We start from the raw sequence: 22,768 nt of genomic DNA on the forward strand, positions 1-22,768 counted from the left end.
GTCGCTCGCAATTTGTGAAAAGCAGGATGGCCGTTTGCTGATCAGATGTTTCGCCGGCTGTGAAGCCCCCTCGATCCTGTCCGCGGTGGGGATGGAGTTTCAAGACCTGTTCCCGCCTCGTGGTCTGGGACATCACGTCAAGCGAGAAAGATATCCCTTCCCCGCAGCTGACATACTCTATGCCATCGGGTTTGAAGCGCTGATTGTGGCAACGACAGCTTCCTCGATTCTTGCAGGAGAACCCTTGAATGCCGCTGACCGTGAGCGGCTGGCTCTGGCAGTATGCAGGATACATGCAGCGCTCGATGCTGGAGGACTGAACCATGAATAAGGCCATCGAGCGTGGACAGTCGTTCCTTGATGAGGCAGCTGAAAGAATCCGTAGTCGCCGTATAGAAGAAGAAAGCACGGCCAGGGGCGTTTTGACGAGGGATGCCTGGCCGGAACCGGGCGAGATCAAAGGGGAGCCGCATCCCGTTCCCCCCTTTGAAGCAGAAACACTGTTGCCTCCAGTCCTGCGTGAATGGGTCATGGATGAAGCCGATCGTATGCCCTGTCCACCGGACTTTGTTGCGGTGGCTGCGGTCGTTGCACTAGGCTCGCTCATCGGTGCCCGGTGCGCGATCAAGCCCAAGTCATGGGATGACTGGCTAATCGTGCCCAATCTGTGGGGTGGCGTTGTTGGCCTTCCCTCGGCCAAGAAATCCCCTGCCATCAGCGCAGCACTGAAACCCCTGGAGCGGCTGATTGCACAGGCAAGGGAAAAGCAGGAGGCAGAACTAGAAGTTTTTGAAGCGAATAAAACAGTATTCGAAGCTCAAACAGCTTCGATTCAACGCCGTATTAAGGGGGCGGTAGATGGCGCCAAAGATGTCGACCTGAGCGGCTTGAAGCAAGAGCTGCAACATCACCTGCAACAGGCAACTGACGGACCTATCCCCCGACGCTACAAGACCAATGACACTACCATTGAAAAACTGGGCGAGCTGCTTAGGGACAATCCTGATGGACTGCTGGTCTTACGGGATGAACTGGTGGGGTTGCTTTCATCATGGGAAAGGTATGGCCGTGAAGGGGAGCGCGCCTTTTACTTGGAAGCCTGGAACGGCAATAGCAGTTTCGATACCGACCGTATTGGCCGCGGCTCCATTTTTATCCCCAACCTGTGCGTGTCGATCTTTGGGGGAATCCAGCCGGACAAACTGACTGCCTACCTGGAGCAGATCAAGAATGCCCTAGCAAACGACGGCATGCTGCAACGCTTTCAACTGCTGGTCTACCCGGATCACCGGAAATGGGAGTGGCGCGACCGCGCACCGAACATGGAAGCGCGCAACTGGGCTTTCGCGATATTCGAAACGTTGGCGAAGTTCGATCCGGTTGCCTGGGGCGCGGCGCCAGCCGATGAATTCATCAAGTTTCCCCATTTCCACTTTAATGGGCCTGCACAGGAACTGTTTATCAAGTGGTCCACGGAGTTGCATACGAAGCGGCTGCCGGCGGAAGGAGATTCCTTGATGGCTCAACATCTGGGGAAATTTGACAAGCTGTTTCCCGCGCTGGCGCTGATCTTCCATCTGGTGGAATGTGCCACTACAGGCCGGCGGGGAGCCGTATCGAAGGATACCGCCCTGCGCGCTGCAGCCTGGTGCGAATACCTTGAGGCCCATGCCCGACGGTGCTATGGTTTACTGGCCGATACGGAGCTTTGCGCGGCACAGGCAATGGCGAAAAAGCTGTTGCATGGTGATCTGGCCGATGGGTTCACCGTACGAGACGTTATTCGCAAGCAGTGGAGTGGCCTGAAAACAAAACCAGCGATACAGGCGGGCTTGGCCTTGCTGGAAGAGGAAGCGTGGTTGCGCAGTGAGGACATTGACACTGGCGGTCGGCCCACCCGGCGTTACTGGATCAATCCAAGGATAAGTGAACTGGATAAAACGGAGGAACACGATGACTAACTGGCTTGAGTGTGCGCGACGTGAGCTGGGTGGGAACGCCAAGTCCTCCGCGCAAATTTCGAAAAGTGCTGGCGATCGCACTGACGGCCAAATCTCAAAATTTAGGGACTTCTAACGGCGATATTCCCAGCACTCTTCCGCCGGCTTGTCAGAAAAATTACAGCTCAGGCCGTGCTGCGCCCCCCATGAGCGACGAGGAAGAAGCCTTGCTTGGCGCATGGCTTACTCAAATCGGTGAGACCGATCCGGAAGGAATTGCAGTTCTGATGAACAAGTGCCGCCTTAACATGGATGCCAGACGGTATTTTGTCAAGCGCGCACGTGGGGAACTCTGCCTGGTGAACTCCAGCATGGATGCTTATCTCAATGAAGCACTGGCTAAATGGAAGCTGAAGGAGAAATAGATGGTCGCTTGTACTGATCAAATCCAGCGAGAGTACCGGTTATCGACATGAAGGCCTGCAAGGACGCCGTTGTGAAACATTCAGAACATGCTGAACTGACACCCAGGCAGCAACGATTCGTGGTTGAGTATTGCGTCGATCTGAATGCAACCGCCGCCTATGCACGTGCTGGCTACCGAGCGCGAGGTAATTCAGCGGAAGTGTCTGCTTGCCGATTGCTAAGAAATGCTAAGGTACAGGAAGCCATCGAGCAGAAGCAAAACGAGGTTGCCAAGCGCTGTGAATTGACCACCGAGAATATCGTCCGGGAGGCCTCAGCAGTCGCGTTCTCCGACATACGCAGGTTGTTCAACCCTGATGGATCACCGAAACCCATTCATGAAATCGATGATGCAACGGCGGCGCCATCTCATCGATCGAAGTCGGCCAGATGGTCACTGACGGCAAGGTGACAGGGAGGACGTGCAGGATAAAGTTCTGGGACAAGAACAGCGCTCAGGAGCGGCTGTTCAGGCACATGGGGCTGTTTCGCAAGGAGCATTCGTCTCAACGATCACCCCGCAAGATAGCAGTCGCCTTTGTCTCGCCGGATGGCGAAGTCGTGCCGTTCTCCGGTCACAGGAAAGCTGGAGAAACCTGACTTGTCTTTTTTTATAGCCACGGCCCGACTTCAACACCAATCGGACAGGGATATCACTAACCTAGGCGGCGACTGTAACCTGCACAAACATTACCGAATAGCAAACCGGGCCTAAAAAGGAAGGTGATTTGTAAAAGTCGTATAGGTAAGGGTTACGGACTTCTAATATTTTTTTGATTTATTCTGATTTTTAACTACTTTTATAGCAGGAGGTGCCCTCATCTCTTGAGTAACGTGTTAGAGAAAGGAAGTGGAGTGAATAGATACCCAAAACAAGCCAAATCTCATGGAGCCCCTGGACGTAACGAAACGATGCAGCCAGCGGGAGCCGGTGGTTCCGAGCCTTGAAAGGCATTGCATCAGCAGGCCACTGAATCATCGTAGTCGCGCTACTCTGACCTCCTAGACTTATCGATGATCGGTATCCGACAACTGCATTTACAGCACCTGGTCGGCCGATTTCATCACGAATTTCATATCATGAACTTCATAGTCCCCTCAAACCCGCGCACGATATGGATTATCCTGTCGTTCCTCATTCTGGCCTCTTGCGCCCATCTGCATGGTATCCACCGGGAACCATACCGCTATCTTGTTGATCCATCGATAGTCCCGTCTCAATCTGAGCTACCAGGGCTTAATGGGGGACCGCCACGTAAGGTAGCGGTGCTCGTGGGACCTACCGGTAGAAAGGATGAGTTCGTCGTGAACGAGGTGATTTACCGGCCAAGGAATCCACAGGAATTGCAATCCTTCCTGACAGCCTACGGCGGGACAGTCTTGCGCGACGGGAAACCATTCCTGCTGCCGGAAGTTGCGGCGCGAAATCCCGAGCAGCCCTCGAGTGGATGGTATCTGATCAGAATCGACCCGCAGCGGTCGGGGCTGAACGATCTCGCTACCTCCATGGAGCGGGGGGGCTCCCGGGGATTGCACGTGTTTTCATCCGAAGATGCGGCCCGATTAGGAGCCCTGTTGGCCCGGGAAAAGGTGCGTAATGGACTGACGATCAGTCCTAATATTTTGCTGCACCACCACAGGGTGGAGGAGCATCCCGATGGTGCCGGGGGCTTTCTGGATGCCGAACGCTGGTGGTGGATGACAGAAGATGACGATCCGAATATGCCGGGCGATCAGGGCCTCTCGATAGGCGTCATTCACGCCTGGCGCTACCTTAGCTATAAAGAAGTCCCCTCCCCCGGTGTCTGGACTCCACCCATTGTAGCAATCGTGGATAGCGGGTTCGACGTGGACGCCGCCGGAAGACCCATCAACGCCCAACCCGATTTTTTCCCCTCCCGCCCGCTTCAGATGGATTTGATTGATTTCGACGGCAGCGCGGACGGCCCCTCACCAAGCGCTCCTTGGCACGGGCAGGAAGTCGCCGCCGTTGCCACGGCGCTGCATGCCAACCGGTTTGGTGGTGCGGGCACTGGCAGTCAGATTGCCTGGCCCATGCTCATCCGTATAGATGCGACCGCCTACATGATGGCAGATGCCATCAGGTCCGCGACCATTAACGGGGCACAGGTTGTTAATATCAGCATTTCCGGTGGATGTGATGTGTGGGACTGGATATGTGGAATTCCACCCAACGATATTTACGCTGCCATGGAAAGCGCCGCCCTCTTCGCGGCGAGCAGCGGGACCATCGTCGTCGCCAACTCGGGAAACGAGGGGGTCAGCCTTGATGATGACGACCGTATCCCCTGCGAGACGTCCACCGTCATCTGCGTTGGTGGAATCAATCGGGAGGGCTATAACTTGTTTAATTATGGGTCCCCGGTTGATATCTGGGCGCCCAGCGGAATTGCCTCGACAGTGATTCCAGGACGGGTGGGATTGCAAGGGATGGATGCGATATGTTGTTTCCACGGCACAAGCGCGGCTACTCCGTTCGTTTCCGGCGTCGTTGCGCTGATGAAGGCACTTGATCCTTCGCTGCCCTGGTTCCGGGTTGAGGAGTACCTGAAGGAAACCGCAAACCCCAGCCCCGATCCGAAAGTACGAGGCTATATCGATGCGTTCCGTGCGGTCGAGCGTGTCCGCCGAAATATGCCCCCGTCTATTACTATCGATATTCCCCGTGATGGAATCACCATTCCCTATAACCGGAATATATATCTGCATGCGAAGGTAGTGGATCCCGAACGGAATAATGATTTTTTCGGTACCGTGGTTTTCACCTCCGATCGGGATGGGGAACTCTGCCGGACTACGGGATACGTAACCAGTTGCGAAGGCCCGATCCCGAGCTTGGGACCTCATATAATCTCGGCTACCGCTGACGATCAATATGGTGGCATAACCGCTGCTGCCCCGATTGCTGTAACAGTCATAAACCAGGTTCCTGTCGCGAGTATTATCCTGCCGAACGATGGCGCAACATTTTTTGCCGATCAGATGATCAACTTCCGTGGCTACGGATTTGATTGGGACGAATTGATTCCGCCTGCAAATTTAATCTGGACCTCGAGCCTAAATGGTACGCTTGGATCGGGGCAGGAAATTCAAACACCCTTGAACATTGGAACCCACGCTATCACCCTGACAGCCACAGATTCGTCGGGTCAAAGCGGGCAGGCAAGTATTCTGTTGACGGTTCAGGCAGCAGCAGGCCATCCTACAGCCCGTATTCTTGCACCCGCGACAGGCACTATGTTCGGGCCGGGTATGGATATCACGTTCCAGGGTGAAGGCACTGATCCCCAGGAGGGACCACTGCCCGACTCGGCCCTGTTATGGTACTCAGATGTTGATGGATTTCTCGGGATGGGAAGAACGCTAACCAAAGCGCTCAGCGGACCTGCTGTACCTTGCAACCCTGAGACTGTCCCTCATACGATTACCTTGAAGGTACGGGATAGAGATGGCAATGAGGCAACACATTTCATCCAGGTATGGGTCGGCTATATTTGTTAAAAATTATTTGAAATTATCCTGGCGTGCTGACTTGCGCGTCTATTGCTTTCATTTACCGCTTGCTCAGGTATTAATGCTTCAATGCACCTTTACTCGATAGAGAGTTCTGAATCCTCCATTCGGCAAGGGCTCATCCAATACATCGAAAAGTTCCGAAGCGATCAGTAGCCGTTTGAAAGTCGAGTGCCCGTATCGCTCCTTCATATGTGCTACCTCATCCGACTCATGAATACGTGCAAGCTGACCTGCATCCGCAAGACTGATCCAACCATCAGGGCGAGCCTTTTGTGTTGCCACCTCTCGCAATAAGGCCACGAGTGGACTATTTTGTAGCCAGGCCAACTCCAACATACGCTCGCCCTCGTTCGAGGCCAGAAAAGCTGCCACCGTCTCCTTGGCCTGCTGCATGGATTTTGCGACTGACTTGAGGTGCTCGAGCATCGGCAGTACTTTTTCGTACTGTTGATCCAGGTAGGCGGAAGCAGCAGTCATCTGTTCGAGTGAGCCTGGATGCCATCGAGGCAGAAAGTGATGGACCAGGTCGTTACGTTCACGCACCATCAGCTCCAGATCGGCGCGCTGGGACTCCATGAAGTCGTTGTCGCCCGTAATTGAGAAAATGAACGATATCCATGCTTGCGTGGCATCTTTTGGCTCCTCTATGACCACGCCTGCATCTGACAGGATGCCGTCGAGGTACTGCTCGCTCAATTTCCCCATCATCTGCCTCTTGATTACTCCCGCCCGTTTCTCGCGACGTTCCACGAGATTAATAGGGGTACCAGCCAAACGGTGATTGACGACAAGGAATTTCAGCAATTCCTCGATCTGCTGGAATAGCAGCACATTGCGGCCAACTTTGCGAAGTACCTCGTCGTTTAGTGCCTTCATGCGCGATAACTACATTTTCCCGTCGGTTTAACTGGCGGCTCGCTGATCTGGCTCGCTGATCTGACGCCCCGTGAATATGCTTTCTCTGCCGAAATAATAGTGAGGTGGGGCTGCGGGAGAAATTGATTGCTTCAGACCATGAAAAAGCCCTTGCGTGGATTACGACACAAGGGCTGAAATTGCCACGCCGTACTCCCGAAGTTACGGTCGCCCCGGCATCAGATCGTACCGGCGAGGTGATTCATCCTCCAACAGCTAGAAGCTGTAACTCAACAAATATCTGGGACTCATTTTTCAACGAATGCATGTTCCCGAAATAACTCAGCAGTTCGAGGATAGATATTGATTTACCTCGGCAATGACTTGATTAGGGTCGGCTGCATAATAGCGCATGTAACCCCATGTACCGGACGATTCATCGATCTCGTACTCTTCCCAAGAGACGCCTTCCCTATCCTCCAGAATATCTCTGAGGACACCAAGAGCTAAGCCGTACTCGGCGTCAAGAGCGTCCCCTAAACTATCGCCAGCGTCTCTCGATGCTGTAACTGCCTCTCTTAGTTCTCCATAACTACTGCTTTCGACAAGCGGTGGAGGGAATGTTTCATGCTTTAGAATAAAACCGGCTATGGAGTTGAGCATTTCGTCTATGTGTTTACATATTGGACCGGAAACAGTTCCCTCAGTAACTCCAAACGTTGCCAATACATGCTCGCAGTCCCCTTCAGAATGACAGACCGGGCACTCTGGTTCATAGCTGACATCATTCATTTCTTCGTCATACTCGTCATTCTCGAATTCTTCGTCATCTATTTCGTCAATATTTCTCATTTACCACGTCCTAAAGACACATCGGTATTTCCAGATTTAAGGCTGTTACCAACCTTTATATTACAGAAACCCTACAACAGCCAGAAACCCGACTAATGACCAACGGACAAAATATGTCCGTTAATCCCATATGAAACCCTTGAGGCTGAGTCCAACTCAGGGCGACGAATAATTCCAACAGCTTACATCGACCTACGATCCGTCTATGGTTAGACAGATATTACGGGTTTTGGGATTTTTGGCTATTGAACTGAAGTACAGTCGGTCAGGTATCTGCTTTTTCTTCGAGACTTGCGCTTCTCGCATGCGGAATGTGACGGTATAGGGTGGAGGCAGCCACGTTCAACCGGCGGGCAACGGCAGCAACGGTGAGATCCGAATCCTTGAGCATTGCCTTGGCGACCCGAAGGTCTTTGGCTGAAAGTGAGGGGGGTCTGCCCCCCACACGTCCACGTTCTCGCGCGGCTCTTAACCCTGCACTGGTTCGCTCTCGAATGACACCACGCTCAAATTCAGCCAGCGCAGCGAAAATATGAAAAACAAGTTTACCGCTAGGTGAACTGGTATCGATAGGATCGTGCAAGGATTTGAGCCCTATCCCCTGATCCTGGAATGATTCGATCGTTTCAATAAGCTGTTTCATGGAGCGCGCAAGCCGGTCGAGTTTCCACACTACTAGAGTGTCACCTTTGCGCATGTAGGAAAGTGCAGCTTTAAGTTCTGGCCGGTCCCGCTGTGCGCCTGATGCCTTTTCCTGGAATATTTTCTCGCATCCCTCTTTAGCCAATGCATCGAGCTGTAGTGCCAGATCCTGCTCTTGAGTGCTTACCCGCGCATAACCAATCTTCATTTCACTCCCTCTTAACGTTATTCTCCTGAAACTCATTGGGATCTTAATTTATCGGAGGGAATATTTCAAGATATAGTTTTGAGAGATTAAAAGGGGTTAAAAAACTTCCCTTTTTCTATTCTCTCTTTTTCTCCTAAAAACGACCGTTTTTAGGAAAGAGCAGAATCCGCATAAAGCAGAGCCTTAAAAATATCCTATAAATAATTACGCGACTCGGACAGTTGTTAACGAGAGACGCATCCTCCTGGCATTGAAGCCTGGTGAGATGGTGGGCTAATGCTGTGCTGATAACCATGTCCGCGACTCTTACTAGGCTTACGGTTGCAGGCTTCGAGGGTAACTGGTGGAGTTGTCGTCTCAGTTGAAGCCTCATACATGGTCTGCTTATCGATATATCAGATCTAGCAAGTCTTTATTTCCTATTTGCGGGTCTAGTCCTTTGACATATTAGGGAGCTCGAAATGCGCATTAACTTGTCGCGTTTGACCGGAAACGCTGTATTAAGCGAAAAGCTTTTACAAATCAATGGCGACCTGCCGGAAAAAAGTGTGGTCTTCCCCGGCCCTTTCTCTGGTAGCGCAAATATCGAACCGACCGGCTCCCACGCGTTCGACATCGATGGAGAGTGGATACACAGCATCGAACTGGACCCAACTGCAGCCCGATTCAACCTGAAGGTGCCTGCACCACTGAAATTTAATGGAGTCATCTATCTCGAGCTTCATTTGACCTATTCTGCTCAGGCCGATCAATGGACCGTGGAGCTCATGTCAACGGCATGGTTTCACTACAAATTTAACGCCAGGGCGATGCTAGGCGAATGGCTGATGCACGTTGAGCGACGCGAGCCTCCTGTTCTCAAAGTAAAAGGTCGGCGTGGTTTTCCCATTGATGAATGGGGACTAGTGGTTTCGCCAATGAAATGGATTGCAGCTGACGATACCTTCGATCACGTCCTAAACGCCGGTATTTTTGGGGACGTAAACGGGCGCAATAACTTTGTGATTATCCCAGAGTCGAATACGGGCCGCTTGTATGAAGCATCGGGCGGGCTAAAACTGCTAGGACTGCAAAAGACGGCGCTAGGGTCGAAAGCTGAGGAATGGCGAGTTATACCTCTTGCCATAGCGTTTCCACTCCACAGGAATGAGCCTTTAGCCATGTGGCGGGGTCTCGTGTCTTGGGCACCAGTGCAAACTAAAAAAGACCAAAAAGACGATGGCCGCCTGAAGGCAGAAACTATTCTGGAGATGCTTTGGAACCGGCCAGCCCGGCGTGCCCTGATGGGTGCCCGCATCGAGAACGCCGCGCAGCCTGTCGTGCCGTTGCCAGTGCTGACAGTGACCGAAATGAACGGCGGCGACAGCCGCGAGAAGCACTTGCCGCTGCTCTTTATTGAAGCGCCTCGCAATGACCTTACGGATGAACCGGAGGTACCCCGTCTGCGCAGGGTGTTCTTTTCGGGAAAGTCAGAGGCGATAGAACTGAACGCCAAATTTTACCTGCACGCGAAACTCACAAGCGCTCCCGATTTGGACCAGCAGATCCCCATTCTGGAGTTCAGTGGCAAGATAGATAAGCCGCTGCCCCCGATCCCGACCGACGTCGCCAATGTGGGTGAAACCAAGGAACATCTTCTTGAGGCGCTCACCGCTGCCCTCAACAAAGTAGAAAATGGTGCGAGCGATGATCTCCTTCTCCATTGTGTTGCCGTCGGCAACGTTACGACGCCGGGCAGTGCTAACGGTTGGATCATTTGGGGATCGTTGCAATTCCAGGTGCCCAGCACCGAGGGACAGCTCCTAGAGTGCTTCGTGCGAGGCAACTGGACAGCCGACGAGTGCGATCCTTATCCGGAAGTCATCCTGCACATGAAGGGATGCCAGGTGCGAACCTCGGCCAGTTCCGACGCGGCGGATCGTGATCTCTCCGCAGCCTTCAGCGTGCAAAGTGGGCTTGAGGACGACCTTCAGCGTGAATCCGACGTGCTGCGCTTCGCGCGGCGCAGGGAGCAGCCTTCGCGTAAATGCGATATCCGTATCCGACATCGTACGGATCGTGGCCGCGTCGCTGTCAGTCGCGTGGAGGTGTACGCCACCGAGCGCAGCCCTTTTGGGAATGAATCTGTCGTCCTGCAACTCCGGCCCTTTTCGGTTGCGGTCGTACAACCGGTGGACATTGATACGGAGACGGGCGAGCTTATCGCCGTGTGGTCCAGCAATGATCCCGAAGGAGTGCAATGGCGCGTGCCGGATGCAACAACAACCATCACCTTGCCGCCTCAGGCTGTGGGCGAGGCTATGGAACGCGGGGCGCGATTCTGGAAGCCGCTAGTTGCGGAAAAGCCGTGGATCGACACGACGAAGCCGATCGCTTACCGCTTCTCACCACCAACGCAACTTGTGGTGCGCCCGTCGGTACGTGAGCGCCGCTACAACAAGTCGCCAGCGAACTTCTCTGCACTGCTTGCCGATGCGAAGGTGGAATCCTTCACCACCGAGACGATATATCCGATCCAGGCGAAGTTCGAGGTGTCGATGCTTGGCCTTCCCGACATCCGCATTCGCGAAACCGGCTCCATGCTCGGCCGCCCCGCCGAGAACCTGCCGCCGCCGATCGACGTGCAGGAAGGCACCGAAGACCCGAACGCCAAGGAGCGTTGGTTTCGCGGCATCTTTGCTTCCGAAATCGCCACCTATGCTACCAACATGGTTGCCTCTGAGACTGTGATCATTCGTGATCATGTGGTTGACATCCGTAATCGGCAAGTCGCGGCGAAGGCAAGCTTCGAGGCTAGGCTCGCGGAATACCACGTGTACGACCCGTGGGTCGCGGACGGGAGGCTCGGGTTGTCAGAGGGGCTCGCTTTTCGCCTTCGCGACACGCGGTATGGTGCGCGGCCGCTGCTCAATCCCTTGCCCCACTGGAAGGTGGACAAGGGAACGCAGACGCAGATCGACAATAATGACCTGCTTCCGGCGCAAAAGGAAACGATCCACGTCGCGGATGACATGCCCGCCGGGCCGCGGTTCCTAAGCGAGACAGGCGACTGGGCCGATGTGGATCCGGATGGCGCTTTCGTGGGTGGCATCGTGCACACAATGGAGTTCCCGTCAGAGCTGGTGGCGGTGCTGCGTAACCCCGTCGCGACGAGGGGCCGCATCGAGAACCTCACATTCACCGCGCTAGGCGCGAACGCGCACACGGCCGTGGCATTCGATGAGGGGCGCACGATCTTCGTCGGCGAGACGTCCTACGGACAGCTAAGCCGCCTCATTAAGATCCGCATCGGGCGCGTCGCAGTGTTGTGGAACCGCGCGCGGCACGTGATCGTGTACGAGCGCACGACGGTGCCAAGCGCGCAATTCGCGACAGAGCAGGAAATCGGTGCCGTGAAGTCGCGCGGCTGGCCGATTCTGCGCAAAACTGAGGAATATGTCGAGCCGCTTGAGCCGGTCCGCGTTTTTGCGGACGAAGCGCAGGTGAAGGACAACCGTGCAGGCTTCATCCGCGCGAGCGAATTCATTACGCCGCGCATCTACGTGAATGGTGCTTGGGGCAGGGACTTGGACCACGGCTATGAGATCCAGCTGTGGGACGAAAAAGATACGAGCAGCTTCTATCCTAAACCCAAGCTCTCCGTGCAGGCGCATGCGGGTGGCACGGAGGTGGTGCGCTGCCTGCTCGATGAGCCGCAGCACATCTACTTCTATTCGAATACAGAAGTCGGCAAGGGCGACAACACCGATGCGTGGCCTTCGTACCGCGGGGTGGACCAGCCACTTTCTACGCCCCGGCTGAAGGTGGTGACGACGGGGCCGGTAGCGGCGTCCGAGCGCGACAGGCAAAACGCGCTCATCGACACGCCCCAATTGCCGGCACCTCGTCTCGATGGGCTGCGCAGGCCGCGGTTCGACATGAAGGTCGTCTGCGAAGGCAAGGTGAACTTGCAGCACTCGCGCGGAAAGACGGAGATGCTGGGAGTGATGGACATCGTTACCGTAATGCGTTCGGCGGCAGCCGATGCTGAGGCGGAGTGCAACGAAGGAGTGGAGAAGGGGGACATCGACGCGGCCTGGAAAACGAGGCTCGACAACATCAAGGCGGTGTCGAACCGCGCGGCCGAAGTCGCTTCTGCCGGGGCGTTGCGAGCGAAGGCGGAAGCCTTCATCGAAAAGGCATGCGAACGCATTGCTTCCGGTGCGGACTGTAAGGAGGTGAAGAAGCAGATCACGGAACAGGTCTCCACGCTCTTTGGCGATGCGCGCAAGGGCGTGAAAGACGTAATGGCTAACATCCCGGCGCTGCCGCAACCCGATGGTTTGCTGACACGTGCGGTCGATGAGCTCGAGCGCGAGCTGGTGGGCATCGAAAGGGCAATCCGCGCGCCCTTCGACAAGATGCTTGTGGATCTTGCGGCACTGAGCGCGGGCGCGCAGGGCGACGCTGTGAACCTGCGCGCGCGTGCAGTCGCACAGCTCGACAGCGATGCGCAGATCGCCAAGACGGTGATCGGTAAAGCCAATGAATCGGTCATGCAATGGAAGGCGCGGCTTGACAACACGGTGTCGACAGCGCAAGGGTCGGTGGAAAAGTTGCTCACCAACGCGAGGGCGAGCGTCGACAAGGTCTCGACGATGGCGGACCTTACGTGGAAGCAGCTCGAGCCGCAGATTGCCGTGCAACACTGCACGGACGCGATAGGGAAGCTGCGGGCACTCGAGCACCACAAGGTATACGGCAAGGTAATGGGACGCTGCGCGGACGCGCTCGAGGGCGTGCGTGTCACGCTTCGCGATGGCCTCGTCGAGAAATTCTGGAATGAAGCACATCAGGCGCTCAAAGGGGCAGCGCAAGGGCTCCTTACCTTGCTCGACAGCGGCATCGCCGCAGCGAGGGCGGCGGCAACGCAATCGAAAGCTGTTGTCGACGCGCTCGCCACATTGGCAACCGATATTCCGAAGAAGCTCGACGACACGGTCGACAAGGTGCGCAAGTCCACGGAGAAGGATCTTGCCGTGGACCTGCAATACGTGTTGGGCGAGATCGAGAAGATCCACGCCAACGCGGGGGCGGCCGTCGGAAGCGAACGCAATGACCTGCTGCTGAAGTGGCGCAATGACGTAGTCATCAAGCAAATGAAGTCGCTGCGGTCTGAGGCGAAGAAGGTCGAAGCGCAGTTCGTAGTTGCCCTGACTCCGGTGCTGGACTTCGCAAAGCACGCGGCGCAACTCCTGCTGGACCTCTCTTCCGAGGTCGACGACTGGCTCGTGATGCTCGAGAGCAACCTCATCACTGACATCAACGGTTTCGACTGCACCAAGTTCGACGAGTTGCGCGCAAAGGTACGCGGCGAGCTCCAGAAGATCGAAGAGCAGGTGCGCGACCGCATCACGGGCCCGGCCACAACGATCATCGACGAGTCGACCCAGGCGAAGTTCCAGCAACTCGAAAGCGACATTCGCGAGAAGGTGAAAGGTGTGCAAGGTATTGCGGACGAGGTCGCGAAGGGCATGAAACTCGTGAAGGCCCTCGGCGAACTGCCGCAGTTGCCCACTCTCACGTTCAACGCGGACCGCGCCGAATATGTATTCCACGACTTGAAGGAGCAGATCGAAACTTCGCCCTTCGCCGCAAAGCTGCGCGAAATCGATACCGGCCTGAAAGAACTCGGGCTTGCGGTCCCGACGCAGAAGCTGCTCGACCAGATCGTGCCCAACAGCCTGAAGGACGTGGACTTCAACAAGGTGTTCCGCAACCTGGGCGCGATGGACTTCACGGACTTCTTCAAACGCTTCCAGCTTCCGGAAATCCGCAAGGACCAGTTGCAGATCACGCATGGGCTCGACAAGCGCACGCGCACGGCGTGGGTGAGCACAAAGGTCAACGCCCAGTTCAACGAGGAAAAGGCGCTCTTCGAGTTCGCCGGTATCGCGGTTTCGCTGGCCAAGATGGACATGCAGGCCACGAGCGACATGAGCATCGGCCTGAACAGGGAGCACAGTTCGAAGACCGACGCGAAGTTGAAGGCCGATTGGGCGCTTGCCTTCTCAGGGTCGAAGCTCGCGACGTTCCACGACGTGCTCCTGCATTACAACGGCTCGTCCTTCGACTTCGACATCGAACCGAAGAAAGTCGAGCTACATCCTACTCTGAAGTTCGTTGACGAATTCGCCAAGCGTTTCCAACCGGAACTGCCACCCGCCATTGAACTGGTGAAGGACTCGCGCGGCATCCCGGTGGGCGTGAAGGCGCAGATGCATACGCAAGTGGTACTGCCGCCGCTGGGCATCATCGAGATCGGGCCGCTCCTCATTCGTGCCGGGCTGGCCATGCGCATTACGCCGCGGGGCAAGTTTCAGGTCGACGCCAATGTGTCGGTCGGCTCGAAGGACGCGCCCGTATGGGTGCAGGTGAGCTACCTCGGCGGTGGTATGTGGCTCGAAGCGCGCGCATCCTACGAGAACGGCGTGTATTACGAGGCGAGCGTGGGCCTTGCACTCGGGGGCATTAAGGCCTTCAACCTTGCGAGCGTAGCGCGGGGTTCGTTTACTTTCCTGCTGTTTGCGTACGCAACGATGTCGGACAAGACAGGTGGCTCCTTGCGGGCGGGCCTGCAGGTGGCAGGCAACGCCCGCATTCTGGGCATTGCGAATGCGTCGGTCGTGCTGCTGCTGGAGGCGGTCCATGGCAGCGGCAAGACGGAAGGGCGCGGCTCGCTCGACGTGTCAATCGACATCTGCTGGTGCTACACGCTTCACGTGCGCAAGGATGTGAACCACCAGATCAATTGAAGAAGAAAAAGGGGACGACAACATGGCAAGGTACGGATGGATCGTTGCGGTGGAGCGCGCACCGCTACTGGAGTCGGACGCCGGAGAAGACGCGTTCTTCACCATAAACCTCGTGCGTCCCTGGAGCGATCAGGAAAAACAGGATGACCCGCGCGGCCCGCAGTTGCCAGACCCCTGGGGTGCCACGGGCGATTTGTGGCTGCCGTGGACATGGAAGGATGCGGATTACTGGGTCGTCTATGGGCAGTTCAAGGACGCGGCCGGCGCATTGAAGTGGCAGGAGATCAACACCGCGAGCGTGAAGCGCCCTGCGGCATCGAAAGTCTTCGCGAGTAAAGACGCTTTCATGGAGGCGATCACCGCCGAGGTGAAAGCCGCGACGAAGAACACCGAGTACCCCCTGTCGCAAGCAATGGAAGACCACCGGAAGGTGGGCTGGCGGAGCCACGTTCACACGCTCGCACCACTCACGCACTGGCCCGCGCGACTTTCGGGCGGGGCGCTGCGCCTGACGTGGCTCCTCTCAAACAAGAAGAAGGCTTTCGACGACTGCGTCGCTGTCGTGTGCTTCCCCAAGTTCACGATCAAGGAAGGGACGGTCGTCACCGAGCAGGTGCAGGTCCCGACCCATGGGACATTGAAAGAAGCGGACGTCGACTTCAAGACAAAGAAGAGCTTCAGCATCGACTATGCCGACAAGGCCGTGGGCTTCCTCGCGCTTGCGGCCGATCCTTTGGTGGCAGCGGGAAAATTGCCGGACGACGGGCTGGAGCTCTCGCAAGGCGCAGTGTCGCGCAGCACCTTGCAGTCCGCCTTCACGAACAACCTGCTGCCGCTTTCCGTGCTGCTTGCATGGATGGTCGATCCGACGCCGACCGCAGTCGACGAGCAGGCTATGCAGGCGGCCCTCGTGCGAGCGCTCTGGGCTGCGTTGGGGTTTGGCCGCGAATATATGGGCGACGACGGCAAGCGGCCGAACGTCGTCGAGTTCCTCGTGAACAACGTTGCCGATGCGCGTGTCCTGCGCAAGGCCATAGAGCGAGGCGTGGACGGCATCAGTCCTGCAACCGCACTCACGGCGTTCACCAGCATGGTAAAGGTCCTCAGCGAAGCGAAGACTTCCAAAGACTGGACGCAGGAGCGCCACAGTGTCTGGGCGGACCTCCAGAAAGCGATCAGGGCGATGCTGGACGGCACGCCAAAGACCGCAGAGCAGTTCCGTGCGGAGTGGCTGGCGCCTGCGAGGCTGCTCGCAACGGAAGACGGCCAGCGCGAGGCAATGGGCGTGTGGCTTGGCAGCGTGCTCGATCCGCTGTTCCTCGGGCCTGCTAACCCGGGTGATGCGGACGAAATCGCGGCGTGGCGCCCAGTGAAGGAGAAGCTTGTTCGGGTCGGGGAGTTCGGCAAGGACCTTGTGATGCGTGCGCAACCTTTCACGGCTTCCCCGCCGCTCTGGGATGCGGCACGCACCGTTTCGCGTACGCCGGGTGACACAGTTGCGTTGGCAACTCTCACCCGAAAGGCAATCGAAGCCGTATCCGCTGCGCTCGGCCAGCCAGGTCACCTGCCCGATGGAATCGAACAGGCGGTGAAAGAGCAAGTGCAGAAGTTTGTCGACGAACTGGCAGGCGCCGCCGACGGCAACCGGCCGCGCCCGCATGACCGCGGCCTCAAGCTCGACTTCAGCGGGTGGGATGCGAGCGCGGCGGCCGGTTCGGACCATCGCATCCGCGGGTACGCGATCGGACTGTGCGCGGGCTATGTCGCAAGCAAGGGCAGCAAATGGAAGCCCGATACGAAGCGCGCCCAGTGGCTCACCGACACAGCGGTGCTGGTGAATGCCCAATGGGCGACCGACGCGGATGGCGAGACCGCTTGGATGCACGAAGCTGTCGGTGCGACCGCGACGAATGGAGAAAAGCTCGTCTCAGTCGAGTACGAAGGTGCACCAGTGGCAACCGCGCTCGCCGTCGACGGGTTAATGAAGTACGAAGGTGAGGACCCCGATGGCTTCAAAACGATCGACTTCGCGTGGAAGGACGACGAGCAAGACAGGCAACTCCCGCTGCTCGGTTACGGCCTCTACTACGCCGCGAAGGCGACGCCCCTGGACAACGTCGGCGCTGTCATTGATGAAAAGCTTCGCAAGACTGTTGGCAATGACTTGTACGTCACGGAACTGAAGGACGCGGGCGAGGTGTTGGGGACACTCAATGCGCCGTTCCAATACGTGTCCTCTGAAGCGCCGGGCGCACCCGACTGCGAGCAGATCAAGGATTCGTACTACGAGCTGTCGGACGAAACGCAGGCGCATGCATGGCAAGCCAGCGAGATCGTCCGTGCCGTCGAGGTTGCTGCAGTCGATTCAGGCAAGCGCGTTCCTACACTGCAGAAAGTGGCGCTGCTGGCCAAGCCGCAGACGGTGGCGACACCTGCCGGTAACATGGTACTGTTCCCTGTAGCGAACGACAAGTGCGAGTTCAAAGTGTCGGCGCACGGCACGCACTGGGCCTTCATCGATCGCTGGCTTGCAACCGACCGGCTCCTCGTCGAAAACCAAATGATGCCGTCGGACGCGGACCTTGGCCCCGATGCGGCCGTAATCCATACGTTCGCGAATACGTTTCGCGAAAAGATGGGGCCGCGCGACGCGGACAAAAAGACCCCCGCGTACCACCCGGCTGTGAACGCGATCGGCGTGGAGCTCATCGTGTTTGGCAAGTCCGTCGCTCATGACGTGGTTCCCATTAAACGCGTTCACAAGGATGCTGCCGGTGTGCTGTCTGCAGCCGAGGACAAGGTGAATGTCGTTGTTGCTGCCACGGCCGCCGGCGCACCCACTCTCACCGTCACCCCCGCGCGGAAGTCCGTGGCGCTGGACGTGCCGCGGGGCGCGTCTGCCTGCCTGCGGTTCTATTCGCTCGTCGATGAAAATTACTTCGAGTCTGGATCCACGAAGCAGCGGTATGCGGAAAAGCTCGCAAATACCGACGTGACCCTCTTCACCGGGTTCCGGGCTTTTTCGCCGACCGAGCGCTGGTTCGAGACGCTTCCCGAATGGCTGGGTGACGGATCCCTGCCGCCAGCTCAGGTGACGATGCATCTCGCGCCGCCGCAGGAGACGAGCGGTGGTCTGCTGCTGTCGCCGAACCTGCTCGTGGCCGACCTGAAATTCCCGCAGGCCGAGAAGTGGACGCAATGGTTGAAGGGTGCCTACATCCAGCGCCATGAGTGGCACTGGACGGGCTACCCCGTGGACTTCCCGTCGCAGGCTAGCGAGTTGGCCGCGTGGATACCGAGCCTTGCGGGTGTGCAGTCCTTCCGCGAGATCATCGACGCGAAGTTCACAACCTCCTTCGCGAAGATTGCGCAGGGGAAGGTCGAATGGCTCATTGGGCTCGACGCGAGCGGCAAGGCCGTCGTGCATCGCTGGGCGCTTGCCTTGGGCGCACGCCCCGCGCGCTACGTTGCTTACCTCGCGCGGCCCGTACTGCGTTTCAAGCGCTGGCTCAACCCGAAGCTGGGTAATGCAGGGCCGCAAGCGGTCGAAGCCGACATCTACGCAAGGGGTCAGCTCGTGCCGGGACGCATGCGCGAAGGCCCATTCGACCGGCTGGCGACTCCGGCGCTGAAGCACGGCATCCCGCTCACTGCTACGTATTCGAAGGGACTCAAACGTGGCGCTAACGGAGTGATGCTTGTCTTCGACGACGCGATTCGCCGCACGGACGATCTCGCGCGAGTGGGCGGCCTCGGCGACACGATTGAAGTCGACCTTGTCGACACGCGCATCGAAGGCGTTTCAGAGATCGGAAACAATCCAATCTTCCATGGCCCCGAGCCGCAACCGAAAGGCCTGACATTGTTGACGGACCCGGCCTTCGGCCTCACCTTCGACACTGGTCCCAACCCGAAGGTCACGCAGACGGCCATCGTCGTGCGGCCGCGGAACGCGGGTGGCCGCTGGGTGATGGCGAGGGCGCGCGCGCGGCGCTTGATCCTTCCAGAGACGGAACTTGGGACGATGCTGCATGCGCATATGACGCCCGAGGCACCGCCGCATCTTGCGGAGATCCCGACACGCCTCGAGGGCAAGGACGTTGTGCCGCTGGACTTCGTGGTCGACCTAGGCGCGCCCCTGCAGAAGCCGATGCAGCTCAGTTCGAGTTATGCGACTGACACGCTCACTCTTGTCGTGCCGAAACCGCCGTTGGCGGACGCAAAGCTAAAGTACCGCTACCTCGTCACGTGGCATAAGGCACGGTGGGCCGACGGCGGCGATTCCAAGTGGCGCTGCCAGGTCATGCTGCAGTCACGCGGCGATACATATCTTGCATGGAACACGCTGCCCGGCACAATACGCGGATTCCAAAATGCCAAGAGTGAGCTCCCCTCTAGCAAGTTCGTCGAGAGGTGGTATCTTACAGCCGAATCGGCCGGCGCAAATCCCGTGGTCCGCCGCGTCCGCATCAGCGATTACACTGACCCGCGGTGGCTCACCTTCATCGGCTCCTTCGGCAATGAATCGCCGGGCGTAGCGCACGATTATCGCTTCGTTATGCGCAATGGAAAGCTCGGGAGGCTGGAAATCGCGATCGGCCGCATGGCGCCGTTGCCTAAGCTGCGCAACCGTGATACTTCACTAAAAGGAGATGACCCCACCTTCCACCTCGCGCTAGTGTTCCATGCGGTGCCCGATGTGGTGCAGCTGCGTACCGAGCAAGGCACGGGTGAGCTCAGGGCGTGTTACTTCGTGGACAGCAACGACGATTCCATCTTCCTGCCGCGCACAGTCGGAGAGACCCCACCAACAAGCCTTGATGGGTGCTATTCGTACATTGTCACATTGCAGCGGATCAGTTCGCCGTCGAAAGACGAGAAGCAGAAGCTTAGAGACGCAGTAAGCCTAACGGACCTTCTTGAATGCGCATTCCCTGACCAAGGGACGAGTGCCAAGGAAAGCATCCTGCGCATCACACCAGAGTATTTTGGTCCCGTGCCTATTGACTCCGTACCCATGTAGCTTCTTCTTAAGAAGAGCTGCCCCTCGAAACCGTAAAATGAGATTTCAAACAGCGCACGCGCTTAGGCTACTCCGCTTGAAAGAGTTTTTGGCCGGGGGCTGGGTTGGCCTCCCCGAAACAATCTGGGGCATCCGATCCCGCTCAGAAAAATTTATAGAAGAGGATATTGATATTATGACAACTAGCTTCAAGCAGTTATGGGATGTTTATCCAACTGAAGATAGGTCCCAGTTTTTCACGAACTTGGGAGGTGGTTGGCCCGCGTTAATTTCTAATGAGAAATATAAAAATACATGCGCCTTAAGGTTATCAGTCGCGTTGCAACGCGTCGGAATGAATGTTCCTCCGGAACTTGCGGCTAAAGATGGCAATTTAAGGGATGGAAAGGGAAATTTCGTCATTGTGAAGGTTACAAGCGCAAAAGCACTGTTAACAAAATATTTTGGAGACTATAACTGGGGTACAAGCAAGCAAATTGGGACCAATTTAGATACGGGGTTGCTACCTGCTTGGACTGCAATCATGCTTTATACTGTCCTCCCCCCAGCGGATGCAACAGGGCATGTCGACTTGTGGAACAAAAACACGTGCCGAGTGAATTGCCATGAGTCTTTTGCCCGCGACGCAACAAGTGTTGAGCTATGGAAGTTGGACTGATAACTTTATTTAATTACTCCCCGCGAACCCATGAATCCATGAATCCATGGCGCATGGCTGACAGGGACCTACTATCAGCATAAAAGATCTTGAGATTTGAAAATTAATGCCCGTCTGAAATTGTACGTTACAGTGTAACTGATCGTTCAGCGGCATATTTTATATTGCTAAATACTTATAAAAGATATCTTCCAATAGTAGCGGACAAACTCTCTCGAGGATCCTATGGCAACGACATTTTCAAAGAGGCTGGTGAATATAGCCATTAAGGAGCACCAAAAATATTATTTGATTCGTGAACAGCAGGAACCGCTTACTAGTCAAATCCAGAACTACTGGACGGACGTCTCCCCTTTTCCAGGCGTTAGTACTCCTTGGTCCGGCGTCTTTATATCCTGGTCAGTCCGGCAAGCCGGTGCCACCGCCGACGAATTCAGATTCGCTGCTGCGCATGCACGTTTCGTTCGCAAAGCGATCCAGGATTATAAGAACCAACTCGGCGTCTTTCACGGCCGTAACGTAGACGATTACGCGCCTAAGGTTGGCGATATTCTTCAGAACAATCGAAGTGGTAACTCATTTGACTACTCTTATGCGAGTACTCATTCTGAGTATGAGTCGCATTCGGCGATCGTTATCGAGGTCGGCGCCGACCATCTTGGGCGTTACCTTCGGACCATTGGGGGAAACGAGGGAGATTCCTTCGGATTGAAGGAGGTTCGTCTCGACTCTGATGGTTATGTGAAGAACCCTAAAGGACTTTACATATCAGTGATTGAGACGCTTAAATAAGCTAAAGGTCATTTATTTTGAAGTCATACAGAGCAAATTAGTGCGGAAGTGGACATTGCAGTCACAGAGGTGACCCCCGTTTGTTTGAACAGCCGCCTGGATTTTTTAGGTGGAATCTCTGCTGATTCTCAGGCTGCCCGATAAAGTATACGCCTCAGCCGGTGTCTTCATGCCGAGCGCTTGGTGAGGGCATCGGTGGTTATAGAAATGAACCTAATCTCCTATTACACGCCTCGCATGCTGCAAGGTTTCGAAGCGATGACGCTGGCACACTGCTCTTTCAACGTCCTGATCAGGCGCTCGACCATGCCGTTCTGCTGTGGGCAGTGCGGCGTGATGAACTCTTGTCGCAGGCCGTATGCCAATGCGCTAGAGCAAGCCGAGATCAACCGCTATGGAATGTTGGGGGCGAGTACCGACACCATTTCTGTTTCAGTCAGACAATAGTTTAGTCTTCCCGAGTCGCCATTAAAAAAAGCTGCTTAGAGCTTGTCGATTTGAGATATGTATTTACCCAAAAAGACCTGACCCTATATCGCTGATATAAATTTTGGCTACTTCAAATTTGACTTTCTCTCTCCTTGGGTACGGACGGCTATTGGCCCCGATCTCGGTCATCCGCTGTGCTTCTCGAACTCCAGCGCCTTGTTCTGCATCGCCAGATAAAGCCCCGGTGACATTTAAAACGGGTAAAACGATGGGTAAAAACTAGGCTCAGGACTCATTAATTGAGATAGAAGATGACGGTAGCGGCGATACAGATGGCGGAGAAGAAGGTGTGGGCACAGGGTCATAACGCATGACAATGCGTCGCCAGTCCTTGAGCCTGCCGAACATGTTTTCAACCTTGTGGCGTTGCTTGTAGAGTTCCCTGTCGTATTCGATCTGGATTTTACGGTTCTTCTTCGGGGAATGCAGGGCGTAATACCCTTTTCTCTGAGGGCTGCCCTGAACCAGTCAGCATCATAGCCGCGATCTGCCAGCAACTCTTTTGCCTTGGGC

General features: G+C 56.2%; 14 protein-coding genes and 1 pseudogene. 11 read left to right on the forward strand and 4 right to left on the reverse strand.

What is annotated here, in order from left to right:
* Window positions 1-34 precede the first annotated feature (34 nt).
* From C8R21_RS13035 to C8R21_RS13055, 6 genes are all read left to right on the forward strand, one after another.
* Window positions 35-331, forward strand: coding sequence for a hypothetical protein (locus C8R21_RS13035; protein ID WP_258192406.1), 297 nt, complete (start codon window positions 35-37; stop codon window positions 329-331).
* On the forward strand, window positions 324-1,961 hold the full coding sequence (locus C8R21_RS13040; protein ID WP_107763096.1) for a YfjI family protein: 1,638 nt from the start codon (window positions 324-326) through the stop codon (window positions 1,959-1,961). The genes C8R21_RS13035 and C8R21_RS13040 overlap by 8 nt, the downstream gene beginning before the upstream one ends.
* 5 nt (window positions 1,962-1,966) lie before the next feature.
* Window positions 1,967-2,365 (forward strand): hypothetical protein, encoded by a 399-nt coding sequence (locus C8R21_RS13045; protein WP_146162492.1) that lies wholly within the window; start codon window positions 1,967-1,969, stop codon window positions 2,363-2,365.
* Window positions 2,366-2,436: 71 nt separating this feature from the next.
* Complete coding sequence (locus C8R21_RS13050; protein WP_219906670.1) at window positions 2,437-2,817, forward strand: terminase small subunit; 381 nt, start codon at window positions 2,437-2,439, stop codon at window positions 2,815-2,817.
* Window positions 2,796-3,005 carry a hypothetical protein gene (locus C8R21_RS15690; protein WP_146162493.1) on the forward strand — a complete coding sequence of 70 codons (210 nt, stop codon included), beginning with the start codon at window positions 2,796-2,798 and terminating at the stop codon, window positions 3,003-3,005. Before C8R21_RS13050 ends, C8R21_RS15690 begins: the two co-directional genes overlap by 22 nt.
* Window positions 3,006-3,485: 480 nt before the next feature.
* A complete protein-coding gene (locus tag C8R21_RS13055) occupies window positions 3,486-5,927 on the forward strand; it encodes a S8 family serine peptidase (protein ID WP_181258943.1) in 2,442 nt (813 codons plus the stop codon).
* Between the two features lie 78 nt (window positions 5,928-6,005).
* Here the strand turns inward: C8R21_RS13055 and C8R21_RS13060 are convergent, their stop codons facing one another.
* The 3 genes from C8R21_RS13060 to C8R21_RS13070 form a co-directional block, all read right to left on the reverse strand.
* A complete protein-coding gene (locus C8R21_RS13060; protein ID WP_107763100.1) occupies window positions 6,006-6,818 on the reverse strand; it encodes an OST-HTH/LOTUS domain-containing protein in 813 nt (270 codons plus the stop codon).
* A 321-nt stretch (window positions 6,819-7,139) separates the two neighbouring features.
* On the reverse strand, window positions 7,140-7,649 hold the full coding sequence (locus C8R21_RS13065) for a hypothetical protein (RefSeq protein ID WP_107763101.1): 510 nt from the start codon (window positions 7,647-7,649) through the stop codon (window positions 7,140-7,142).
* Window positions 7,650-7,914: 265 nt separating this feature from the next.
* Window positions 7,915-8,499 (reverse strand): recombinase family protein, encoded by a 585-nt coding sequence (locus tag C8R21_RS13070; RefSeq protein ID WP_107763102.1) that lies wholly within the window; start codon window positions 8,497-8,499, stop codon window positions 7,915-7,917.
* Between the two features lie 461 nt (window positions 8,500-8,960).
* On the opposite strand from C8R21_RS13070, the gene C8R21_RS13075 reads away from it, so the two are divergent.
* The 5 genes from C8R21_RS13075 (at window position 8,961) to C8R21_RS16785 (ending at window position 22,213) form a co-directional block, all read left to right on the forward strand.
* The gene (locus C8R21_RS13075) at window positions 8,961-15,293 is read left to right on the forward strand and encodes a hypothetical protein (protein ID WP_107763103.1); all 6,333 of its coding nucleotides are present in this window, start codon (window positions 8,961-8,963) and stop codon (window positions 15,291-15,293) included.
* A gap of 22 nt (window positions 15,294-15,315) precedes the next feature.
* Window positions 15,316-20,316 (forward strand): hypothetical protein, encoded by a 5,001-nt coding sequence (locus C8R21_RS13080; RefSeq protein WP_107763104.1) that lies wholly within the window; start codon window positions 15,316-15,318, stop codon window positions 20,314-20,316.
* A 76-nt stretch (window positions 20,317-20,392) separates the two neighbouring features.
* Window positions 20,393-20,974, forward strand: a complete 582-nt coding sequence (locus tag C8R21_RS13085; protein WP_181258944.1) for a T6SS effector amidase Tae4 family protein — start codon at window positions 20,393-20,395, stop codon at window positions 20,972-20,974.
* 225 nt (window positions 20,975-21,199) lie between these two features.
* A complete protein-coding gene (locus tag C8R21_RS13090; protein WP_107763106.1) occupies window positions 21,200-21,766 on the forward strand; it encodes a DUF2272 domain-containing protein in 567 nt (188 codons plus the stop codon).
* Between the two features lie 207 nt (window positions 21,767-21,973).
* A complete protein-coding gene (locus tag C8R21_RS16785; RefSeq protein ID WP_445668749.1) occupies window positions 21,974-22,213 on the forward strand; it encodes a hypothetical protein in 240 nt (79 codons plus the stop codon).
* Between the two features lie 277 nt (window positions 22,214-22,490).
* On the opposite strand, the pseudogene C8R21_RS16510 reads toward C8R21_RS16785, so the two are convergent.
* Window positions 22,491-22,768, reverse strand: a pseudogene (locus tag C8R21_RS16510) (transposase); the annotation flags it as partial.

The organism is Nitrosospira multiformis (assembly GCF_003050865.1).
In the GTDB taxonomy this organism is placed as follows: domain Bacteria; phylum Pseudomonadota; class Gammaproteobacteria; order Burkholderiales; family Nitrosomonadaceae; genus Nitrosospira; species Nitrosospira multiformis_E.